Raw genomic sequence first — 9,742 nt, 5'->3', positions numbered from 1 at the left:
AGGGCGGTGGGGCGAGGGGTCTTATGCGTCGTGGTCAGTGCTCAGGAACTCGGACAGCTCCTCGAGGATCGCCTGCTCGTTGTCGCCCTCGACGGAGAGGGTCAGCGAGTCGCCGTGCTCGATGCCGAGCGAGATGATGCCGAGGATCGAGGCCGCGTTCACCGCGGTGCCCTCGCCCTTCTTCACCAGGACCTTCTGACCCGACTTCGCCGCGGCCTGGCTGAAGAGCGAGGCGGGGCGGGCGTGGAGGCCCTTCGACGATGCAACCTGCACGGTGCGCTCGACCATGAACGTTTCTCCTTGATCCTGCAGTCGGAACTGCGTCAGTGGTTCCCGGTGCCGGGCGCGAGGCCCGGGGCGGGAGGTGAGGCGTCCCCGTCCGATCCTGCGACGACCGCGCGAGCGGCGAAGAGGACGGGAAGGGTGTCGAGCACGGCATCGGCACCGTGCGCCCCGAAGACGTCGTGCGGAAGGAGGGCTGCCGCGGCGCCGACGTGCACCGCGCGCTGGCGGAGCTCGTCGAACTGCGGCTCGAGGTGCGGTCCGACCAGGAGGACGTCCGCCTGCGGCAGAGCGTCCGCGAGACCGGGAAGGGTCTCGGATCGGAACACGGCATCGATGCCGCGCTGCTTCGCGCCCGCTCGCAGCCGGTGGGCCAGGAACGTGCTCGACGCGCCTGCACCGCAGACGATCAGGATCGTGCGCACCTCGTTCGCCTCCTCGCGTCCGGGTCTTGCCTCATCCAAGCATCTCGGGGGCCGCGCGTCCGCCCCCCGCAGACAATCTTCCGCGGGGGCGGAAGAGCGCTCCCGGCGGCTTCGGCGCGGGTCCGACCGCGCCGACGCGGAGATGGTTGACTGGAAGACCGATGCCTGACAACCGCGAACGACTGCTGGAGTACCTCTCCCGCGCCGACGGCTGGGTGACCGCGCACGAGCTGGCCGACCGGCTCGGAGTCACCACCCGGAGTGTCCGCAGCTACGTGACGGCGGTGAAGGCCCAGGCGGCTCCGCTCGAGCCCGTGGAGTCGTCGGCCAACGGCTACCGGCTCGCGCGCGACGCGTACACGGCGTTCCTCGAGACCCGGCTGCTCCGCGACGACGAGCCGGACACCCCGCGCGACCGGCTGTACAGCATCGTCCGGCGCCTGGTCGACTCCGACGACGGACTCGACGTCGCGGCGCTCGCGGAGACGCTCTCCGTCAGCGAGTCGACGATCGACGCCGATCTGCGCCGGGTGAAGGCGCTGGCGGACGAGTCCGGCCTGGCGCTCGTGCGCCGCGGTCCTTCCGTTCGTCTCGAGGGCAGCGAGGAGGCCCGGCGCCGCCTGATCTCGCGGATGTTCCGCGACGAGAGTGCGCAGGGCGTCTTCACGCTCGACGACGTGCAGCGCGAGTTCGCCTCCCCCGGTCTCGGCGCGTTCAAGACCGAGCTGCTGGCCGAGCTCGAGACCCGCGGCTACTACATCAACGACTACGGCGTGAACAGCGTGCTGCTGCACATCGCGATCGCCGTCGACCGCGTCTCCCGGGGCATCGGCGACCCGGCCGGCTCGCGCCCCTCCCCCGCGGTGCACGGCGAGCTCGCCGCGCTGCTCGCCGAGCTCGTCGAGCGCCACTTCGCCACGCGGCTCACCGACGCCGAGCTCGCCCAGCTGGCGATCCTGATGACGACGCGGGTGGCGACGCCGGGGCAGAACGAGCCCGTCGCCGCCGTCGTCGAGAACTACCTCGATCCGGAGGACGTCGCCGTCGTCCGCGAGCTCGTCGCGGATGTGAACGAGGCGTACCTCGTCGACCTCGACGACGAGGGCTTCATCGTCCGCCTCGCGCTGCACGTGCGGAACCTCGTCGCGCGGGCGGCCGAGGGCGGCTACTCACGGAACCCGCTCACCCGCTCGATCAAGACCAGCTTCCCGATGACCTACGAGATCGCGGTGTTCCTCGCGAGCGGACTGCAGCGCCTGCGCGGGATCACCGTCAACGAGGACGAGATCGCCTACATCGCCCTGCACGTCGGCTCCTTCCTCGAGCGGGTGTCCCGGCGCGAGGAGCGGCTCTCCTGCGTCATCGTCTGCCCGAACTACTACGACCTCGCGCACATGCTGCGGCTGCGGGTCGAGCGCTCGCTCGGCACCGAGGTGGAGGTCCGCTCGCTGATCACCCGGAGCGACGTCGACTGGGACCGCCTGACCGCGGATCTGGTGATCACCACGATCGACGAGCGGCCCGCCTCCGAGGACGTCGTCGTGGTGCAGCCGTTCCTCACCGACCACGACGTGGACGCCGTGCGCCGTGCGATCGCCCGGGTGCGCCGGCACCGGCGCCGCGCGCGGATCAAGGACGAGCTGCTGCAGTTCTTCGACGAGTCGCTCTTCTTCCGGAACGTGCACGCCCGCGACGAAGCCGCGATGATCCGGCTGCTCGGCGAGCGGATGATCGCCGGCGGCATCATCGACGAGGACTACGTCGACGGCGCGATCGAGCGCGAGCGGATGAGCTCCACCGCGTTCACCGACAACCTCGCCGTCCCGCACGCGATGGCGATGAGCGCGCGTCGGACCGCGATCGCCATCGTCGTCAACGACGTGCCGATGGCGTGGGGCGAGCAGCGGGTGAACGTGATCGCGATGATCGCCTTCGCCTCGGCCGGCCGCAGCAGCTTCCAGTCCGTCTTCGACCAGTTCGTCGAGGTCTTCGCCGACCGCGCGGAGGTGCAGCGCCTGATCCGCCGCTCCGCGGACTTCGGCGGCTTCATCGAGGAGCTGGTCAGGGTGATCGACAGCTAGCTGTCGGTCACCCTGACCAGCCTCTCCAAGGCGGCCAGCCGGGCGGTCCAGTGGACCGCCCTCACCGCGGAAGACTCGACAACGCGACGGCGACCCTCAATGGGTCGCATCACCGCGACGAAGTCCTTACTACGCGATCGGCGTCGGCACGATCCCGTACTGCGCGAGGCCGGCGGCGCCGCCGTCGGCGAGCGTCGTCACCCAGATGCCGTCGCGGTGCACCGCGACCGAGTGCTCCCAGTGCGCCGACATGCTGCCGTCGATGGTGGCGACGGTCCACTCGTCCTCGCGGACGACCGTCTCGGCGCTGCCCGCGGTGACCATCGGCTCGATGGCGACGACGAGGCCGGGCTTCACCTCCGGGCCGCGCTGGCGGACCCGGTAGTTGAACACCGGCGGCGCCTCGTGCATCGTCCGGCCGATGCCGTGGCCGATGTAGTCGGTGAGGATGCCGTAGACGGCGCCGGAGGCCTCCGCCTCGTCCTCGATGTACTCCTCGATCGCCGCGCCCACCTCGTTGAGGTGCCGGGCGGACGCGAGAGCTGCGATGCCCCGCCAGAGCGAGCCCTCGGTGACGCGGGACAGGGCCTCGCGGCGCGCGACCTCGTCGGGGCGCTCGACGTCGGGCAGGACGATCGTCATGGCGGAGTCGCCGTTCCAGCCGTCGATCTCGGCGCCGCTGTCGATGGAGACGATGTCGCCGGGCTCGAGGACGCGGCCGCCGGGGATCCCGTGCACGACCTCCTCGTTCACCGAGGCGCAGATCGTGTGCCGGTAGCCGGGCACGAGCTGGAAGTTCGAGTGCCCGCCGAGCGCGACGATTGCAGCCTCGGCGATCGCGTCGAGCTCGAGCGTGCTGACGCCGGGTCGCACGGCGGCACGGACAGCGTCGAGAGACGCGGCGGTCGCCAGCCCGGGCGCGATCATCGATCGCAGCTGGGCAGGCGTCTTGTAGAGAGAGGAGCGCAGCGCCACGGGTCAGGCCGCCGGCGAGTCGCCGACGAGGCGACCGACGCGGTGGCCCTCGAGGGCGACGACGATGCGCTCGGTGACCTCGTCGACCGGGCCGAGGCCGTCGACGACGATGACGAGCCCGCGCGCGGCGTAGATGTCGATCAGCGGCGCGGTCTGCTCCTCGTAGAGGGCGAGACGGTGCCGGATGACCTCCTCGGTGTCGTCGCTGCGGCCCTGCTCCGCGGAGCGCTTGAGCAGACGCGCGACGACCTCGTCGGGGTCGGCGGTCAGCTGCACGACCGCGTCGAGCCGGTTGCCGTCGGCCGCGACGATGCGGTCGAGCTCGTCGACCTGCTCCGTGGTGCGCGGGTAGCCGTCGAGGAGGAAGCCCGTCGAGACGTCGGCCTCCTGCAGCCGGTCGTGCACGATCGCGTTCGTGAGCTCGTCGGGCACGTAGCGGCCGGCGTCGAGGTAGGACTTGGCCTGCAGGCCGAGCTCGGTCTCGTTGGCGACGTTGGCGCGGAAGATGTCTCCGGTCGAGATCGCGGGGACCTTCAGGACCTCGCTGAGCCGAGCGGCCTGAGTCCCCTTGCCGGCGCCCGGAGGGCCGATCAGCAGCAGACGGAAGCCGACCGGGGTCGAGGTCATCGGAGGAGCCCTTCGTAGTGGCGCTGCTGCAGCTGGGAGTCGATCTGCTTCACCGTCTCGAGTCCGACTCCGACGATGATCAGGATGGACGTGCCGCCGAACGGGAAGTTCTGGTTGGCGCCGACGAGCGCGAGCGCCACGAGGGGCACGAGCGCGATCAGACCGAGGTAGACCGAGCCGGGCAGCGTCACCCGGGTCAGCACGTAGTTCAGGTACTCGGCGGTCGGACGGCCGGCGCGGATGCCGGGGATGAAGCCGCCGTAGCGCTTCATGTTGTCGGCGACCTCGTCCGGGTTGAAGGTGATCGCGACGTAGAAGTAGGTGAAGCCGACGATCAGCAGGAAGTACAGCGCCATGTAGAGCGGGTGATCGCCCTTGGTGAGATAGTTCGTGATCCAGGTCACCCAGAACGGCGCCTCCTGGCCGGCCGCGGGCTGGTTGAACTGCGCGATGAGCGCGGGCAGGTACAGCAGCGACGAGGCGAAGATGACGGGCACGACGCCGGCCATGTTGACCTTGATCGGGATGTACGTGTTGTTGCCGCCGTACGTTCTGCGCCCGACCATCCGCTTGGCGTACTGCACGGGGATCCGCCGCTGCGACTGCTCGACGAAGACGACCGCGACGACGAGCACGAGCCCGACCGCGAGGACCAGGAGGAAGGTCTCGAAGCCGCGCGACTGCGCGATCGACCAGAGCGAGGTGGGGAACTGGGCGGCGATCGAGGTGAAGATCAGGAGCGACATGCCGTTGCCGATGCCGCGCTCGGTGATGAGCTCGCCCATCCACATGATGATGCCGGTGCCCGCGGTCATGGTGATGACCATGAGCAGGATGGAGTACCACTCGTCGGTGATGATGAGCGCCGAGCACTCCGGGACACCGGAGTTGCCGAACAGCGCGCCCGAGCGGGCGACGGTGATGAGGGTGGTCGACTGCAGGACGCCCAGCGCGATCGTGAGATAGCGGGTGTACTGCGTCAGACGGCCCTGGCCCGACTGGCCCTCCTTGTAGAGGGTCTCGAAGTGCGGGATGACCACGCGCAGGAGCTGCACGATGATCGACGCCGTGATGTACGGCATGATGCCGAGCGCGAAGATCGACAGCTGGAGCAGGGCTCCACCGCTGAAGAGGTTCACGAGCTCGTAGAGACCCGAGGTGCCCTGGTTGCCGGCGAGGCAGGCCTGGACGGCCTCGAAGTCGACGAACGGAGCGGGGATGAAGGATCCCAGCCGGAAGATCGCCACGATCGCGAGGGTGAAGCCGATCTTGCGGCGGAGGTCGGGGGTGCGGAAGATCCGCGCTACGGCGCCAAACATCTACCTAGGGTCTCCTGCTCAGTTCTTGGTGCGGGATACAGGTCGAGCTTGCCACGCGCTCTCCAGGGGCGAGGTGCCCGTGGGGAGTCGTCGTGGCAAGCCCGACCGACAAGCTGCTGGTGCTACTTGATGGATCCGCCCGCGGCGACGATCTTCTGCTCGGCAGAGCTGGAGACCTTGTCGACCGCGACGTTCAGCGTAACCGCAATGTCCCCGTCGCCGAGAACCTTGACCTTCTCGTTCTTGCGGACGGCACCCTTCGCGACCAGGTCGCTGATGGTGACGTCGCCGCCCTGAGGGTAGAGCTCCGCGAGAGCGGACAGGTTCACGACCTGGTACTCGACGCGGAACGGGTTCTTGAACCCGCGGAGCTTCGGGGTGCGCATGTGCAGCGGCATCTGCCCACCCTCGAAGCCGACGCGCACCTGGTAGCGGGCCTTGGTGCCCTTGGTGCCGCGACCGGCGGTCTTTCCCTTGGATCCCTCACCGCGGCCGACGCGAGTCTTCGCCTTCTTGGCGCCCACTGCGGGTCGGAGGTGGTGGACTTTGAGCACGTGCTCCTTGGTCGAGGCCTGCGCGGGAGTCGTGGACTCCGCGACGGCCTGGTTCTTCTCAGCCATTAGTCAATCTCCTCGACCTTCACCAGGTGGGCGACGGTCTTCACGTATCCGCGGTTCTGAGAGTTGTCCTCGCGGACGACGCTCTGACCGATCTTCCTGAGGCCGAGCGAGCGCAGCGTGTCGCGCTGGTACTGCTTCTCGCTGACCTTCGACTTGATCTGGGTCACCTTGAGCTGGGCCATCAGGCACCTGCCTTCGACTTGGACGCGGCGGCGAGGGCGTCGGCCTCGGCACGGACGAGCCGGGGCGGCGCGACCTGGTCGAAGTCGAGCCCGCGACGAGCGGCGACGGCGCGCGGCTCCTCGAGCTGCTGCAGGGCCGTCACCGTCGCGTGGACGATGTTGATGGTGTTCGACGAGCCGAGCGACTTGCTCAGGACGTCGTGGATGCCGGCGCACTCGAGCACGGCGCGGACGGGACCGCCGGCGATGACACCGGTACCCGACGACGCGGGGCGCAGGAGCACGACACCGGCAGCGGCCTCACCCTGGACGGGGTGCGGAATGGTCGAGCCGACGCGCGGGACGCGGAAGAAGTTCTTCTTCGCCTCCTCGACGCCCTTGGAGATGGCGGTGGGGACCTCGCGGGCCTTGCCGTAGCCGACTCCGACGAGTCCGTTGCCGTCGCCGACGACGACGAGCGCGGTGAAGCTGAAGCGACGACCGCCCTTGACGACCTTCGACACGCGGTTGATGGTCACGACGCGCTCGAGGAACTGGCTCTTCTCGGAGTCGCGGCCACCGCGGTCGCGGCCACCCTGGTTGCGGTCACGGCCGCCACGACGGGGCTCGCGAGCCTCCTGCTGGGGCTGCGTGGACGCAGCGGTCTCGACGGGGGCCTCCGACACGGCGGCGACCTCGGGTTCCTTGCTCTCTGCGGCGGTCACAGGTTGAGCCCTGCCTCTCGTGCTCCATCGGCGATCGCGGCGACGCGACCGGCGTACTTGTTGCCTCCGCGGTCGAAGACGACCGCCTCGACTCCTGCGGTCTTCGCGCGCTCGGCGAGAAGCTCGCCGACCCGGCGGGCCTTGGCGGTCTTGTCACCGTCGAACACGCGGAGGTCGGCCTCGAGGGTCGACGCGGACGCGAGGGTGCGGCCCAGCGAGTCGTCGACGATCTGCACGAAGACGTGACGGGCCGATCGGTTGACGACGAGACGGGGGCGCTCGGCGGAGCCGACGACCTTCTTGCGCAGACGGTCGTGACGACGACCGCGCGCAGCGGACTTGCTCTTTCCTCTGGTTCCGAGTCCCATGATCACTTACCGCTCTTTCCGGCCTTGCGGCGAACGACCTCGCCGGCGTAGCGCACGCCCTTGCCCTTGTAGGGCTCGGGCTTGCGGATCTTACGAATGTTGGCGGCCACTTCACCGACGGCCTGCTTGGAGATGCCGTGCACGGTGACCTTGTTGTTGCCCTCGACCGTGAACGAGATGCCCGCGGGAGGGGTGACGACGACCGGGTGCGAGAAGCCGAGGGCGAACTCGATGTCCGAGCCCTTCACCAGCACGCGGTAACCGGTTCCGACGACCTCGAGGCCCTTGGAGTAGCCCTGCGTGACACCGATGATGTCGTTCGCGATGAGCGTCCGGGTGAGGCCGTGGAGCGAGCGCGACTCGCGCTCGTCGTCGGGGCGGGAGACCAGGACCTGGCCGCCTTCGACGGCGACCTGGATCGGGCTGGCGACCGGGACGGTCAGCTCGCCCTTGGGGCCCTTGACGGTGACGAGGGATCCGGCGACGGAGACGTCGACGCCCGCCGGGATCTCGATGGGGAGTCTTCCGATTCGCGACATGGGGTTACCACACGTAGGCGAGGATCTCCCCACCCACGCCCTTCTTCTCGGCCTGACGGTCGGTCAGCAGACCGCTCGACGTGGACAGGATGGCGACGCCGAGGCCACCGAGGACGGTGGGGATCTCGGTCGACTTCGCGTAGACGCGCAGGCCGGGCTTCGAGACGCGCTTGATGCCGGCGATGGAGCGCTCGCGGTTCGGTCCGTACTTGAGGGAGATGGAGAGCGTCGTGCCGACGCGCGCCTCCTCGACCTTCCAGTCGGAGATGTAGCCCTCGCGCTTGAGGATCTCGGCGATGTTCGCCTTGAGCTTCGAGCCGGGGAGGGCGATGGAGTCGTGGTGCGCGGAGTTCGCGTTGCGGATTCTGGTCAGCAGATCTGCGACCGGATCAGTCATGGTCATGGCTGATGGTGCCTTTCTCGCCTGGTTTCGGCACCCTTTACAAGAGTGACGACCTGTGGTGTGGGACGGCGCCGACGACGTCGACGCCCATGCGGCCGCGCGAGCGCAGGCCAACGAGCCATGGTACACGGCTGAAGGCCGGCGGTCGAGGGCCGACGGCCGATCCTCCCGGGAGAGGACCTGAGCTCTGAGAGTGCTTCCGCGCCGCGGGGCGGGCGGGTGCACAGCGAGGCCGGAGGGCGGGTGATCCGCCCTCCGGCCTCGGGGGTCGTGCTACGCGTTGTCCGCCGACTTGAACGGGAAGCCGAGCTGCTTGAGCAGCGCGCGACCCTCGTCGTCGGTCTTCGCGGTGGTGACCACGGTCACGTCGAAGCCGCGGACGCGGTCGATGCGGTCCTGGTCGATCTCGTGGAAGATCGACTGCTCCGTGATGCCGAAGGTGTAGTTGCCGTTGCCGTCGAACTGGCGGTCCGACAGACCGCGGAAGTCGCGGATGCGCGGCAGCGCCACCGAGAGCAGGCGGTCCAGGAACTCCCACGCGCGGTCACCGCGGAGGGTGACGTGTGCGCCGATGGCCTGGCCCTCGCGCAGCTTGAACTGCGCGATGGACTTGCGGGCCTTCGTGACCTGGGGCTTCTGGCCCGTGATCGCGGTGAGGTCCTTGATGGCGCCGTCGATGATCTTGCCGTCGCGGGCAGCCTCGCCGACTCCGGTGTTCACGACCACCTTGACCAGGCCGGGGACCTGGTGGATGTTCGAGAAGCCGAACTGCTCCTTGAGAGCGGGGATGATGTCGGCCTGGTACTTGGCCTTGAGCCGCGGCTGAACCTTCGCAGCCACTGCGGTGGTGTCAGTCATTACAGTTCCTCACCCGACGCCTTCGCGTAGCGAACGCGAACCGTCTTGGTCACGCCGTCCTTGGTGACGGCCACGTTGCGGTGGCCGACCCGGGTCGGCTTCTTGGTCTTCGGGTCGACGACCGCGACGTTCGAGATGTGGAGGGGGGCCTCGATGGTCTCGATGCCGCCCTCCTTCGAGCCGCGCTGCGACTGGCCGACGCGGTTGTGCTTCTTGACGAAGTTCACACCCTCGACGACGACGCGGTTCTTCTCGACCAGGACCTCGAGAACCTTGCCCTGCTTGCCGCGGTCTCCGCCGCGGGCCTGGGTCGCGCCCGAGATGACCTGCACGAGGTCACCCTTCTTGATCTTGGCCAT

Annotated in this window: 14 protein-coding genes; 1 reads left to right on the top strand and 13 read right to left on the bottom strand. The window is 68.9% G+C overall.

Annotation, left to right across the window (positions count from 1 at the left end):
* Nucleotides 1–21: 21 nt before the first annotated feature.
* Together EDF36_RS14305 and EDF36_RS14300 are read right to left on the bottom strand one after the other, a co-directional pair.
* A complete protein-coding gene (locus tag EDF36_RS14305; protein ID WP_123733517.1) occupies nucleotides 22–288 on the bottom strand; it encodes an HPr family phosphocarrier protein in 267 nt (88 codons plus the stop codon).
* A 35-nt stretch (nucleotides 289–323) separates the two neighbouring features.
* Nucleotides 324–707, bottom strand: a complete 384-nt coding sequence (locus EDF36_RS14300; RefSeq protein ID WP_185020488.1) for a PTS sugar transporter subunit IIB — start codon at nucleotides 705–707, stop codon at nucleotides 324–326.
* A 161-nt stretch (nucleotides 708–868) separates the two neighbouring features.
* On the opposite strand from EDF36_RS14300, the gene EDF36_RS14295 reads away from it, so the two are divergent.
* Nucleotides 869–2,788, top strand: coding sequence for a BglG family transcription antiterminator (locus EDF36_RS14295; RefSeq protein ID WP_123733515.1), 1,920 nt, complete (start codon nucleotides 869–871; stop codon nucleotides 2,786–2,788).
* A gap of 129 nt (nucleotides 2,789–2,917) precedes the next feature.
* Here the strand turns inward: EDF36_RS14295 and map are convergent, their stop codons facing one another.
* The 11 genes from map to rplX all read right to left on the bottom strand — a co-directional run bounded on the left by map (nucleotide 2,918) and on the right by rplX (nucleotide 9,742).
* Nucleotides 2,918–3,763, bottom strand: a complete 846-nt coding sequence (map, locus tag EDF36_RS14290) for a type I methionyl aminopeptidase (protein ID WP_123733514.1) — start codon at nucleotides 3,761–3,763, stop codon at nucleotides 2,918–2,920.
* 3 nt (nucleotides 3,764–3,766) lie between these two features.
* Nucleotides 3,767–4,390, bottom strand: a complete 624-nt coding sequence (locus EDF36_RS14285; protein WP_123445057.1) for an adenylate kinase — start codon at nucleotides 4,388–4,390, stop codon at nucleotides 3,767–3,769.
* Nucleotides 4,387–5,709 (bottom strand): preprotein translocase subunit SecY, encoded by a 1,323-nt coding sequence (secY, locus tag EDF36_RS14280; protein ID WP_123445056.1) that lies wholly within the window; start codon nucleotides 5,707–5,709, stop codon nucleotides 4,387–4,389. Before secY ends, EDF36_RS14285 begins: the two co-directional genes overlap by 4 nt.
* Nucleotides 5,710–5,831: 122 nt before the next feature.
* Nucleotides 5,832–6,329: a 50S ribosomal protein L15 gene (rplO, locus tag EDF36_RS14275; protein ID WP_123445055.1), complete on the bottom strand. Its 498-nt coding sequence runs from the start codon at nucleotides 6,327–6,329 to the stop codon at nucleotides 5,832–5,834.
* Entirely contained in the window at nucleotides 6,329–6,511 is a 183-nt protein-coding gene (gene rpmD, locus EDF36_RS14270; protein ID WP_173232138.1) for a 50S ribosomal protein L30, read from the bottom strand. Before rpmD ends, rplO begins: the two co-directional genes overlap by 1 nt.
* Entirely contained in the window at nucleotides 6,511–7,215 is a 705-nt protein-coding gene (gene rpsE / locus EDF36_RS14265) for a 30S ribosomal protein S5 (protein WP_123445054.1), read from the bottom strand. Before rpsE ends, rpmD begins: the two co-directional genes overlap by 1 nt.
* Nucleotides 7,212–7,583: a 50S ribosomal protein L18 gene (gene rplR, locus EDF36_RS14260; protein ID WP_123445053.1), complete on the bottom strand. Its 372-nt coding sequence runs from the start codon at nucleotides 7,581–7,583 to the stop codon at nucleotides 7,212–7,214. The genes rpsE and rplR overlap by 4 nt, the downstream gene beginning before the upstream one ends.
* A gap of 2 nt (nucleotides 7,584–7,585) precedes the next feature.
* Complete coding sequence (gene rplF / locus EDF36_RS14255; protein WP_123445052.1) at nucleotides 7,586–8,122, bottom strand: 50S ribosomal protein L6; 537 nt, start codon at nucleotides 8,120–8,122, stop codon at nucleotides 7,586–7,588.
* Between the two features lie 4 nt (nucleotides 8,123–8,126).
* Nucleotides 8,127–8,525, bottom strand: a complete 399-nt coding sequence (gene rpsH / locus EDF36_RS14250; protein WP_123445051.1) for a 30S ribosomal protein S8 — start codon at nucleotides 8,523–8,525, stop codon at nucleotides 8,127–8,129.
* A 273-nt stretch (nucleotides 8,526–8,798) separates the two neighbouring features.
* Nucleotides 8,799–9,383, bottom strand: a complete 585-nt coding sequence (gene rplE / locus EDF36_RS14245; protein ID WP_123445050.1) for a 50S ribosomal protein L5 — start codon at nucleotides 9,381–9,383, stop codon at nucleotides 8,799–8,801.
* Complete coding sequence (gene rplX, locus EDF36_RS14240) at nucleotides 9,383–9,742, bottom strand: 50S ribosomal protein L24 (RefSeq protein ID WP_123445049.1); 360 nt, start codon at nucleotides 9,740–9,742, stop codon at nucleotides 9,383–9,385. Before rplX ends, rplE begins: the two co-directional genes overlap by 1 nt.

The organism is Rathayibacter sp. PhB152 (assembly GCF_003751395.1).
Classification (GTDB): domain Bacteria; phylum Actinomycetota; class Actinomycetes; order Actinomycetales; family Microbacteriaceae; genus Rathayibacter; species Rathayibacter festucae.
This window is presented reverse-complemented; position numbering and strand designations above follow the sequence as displayed.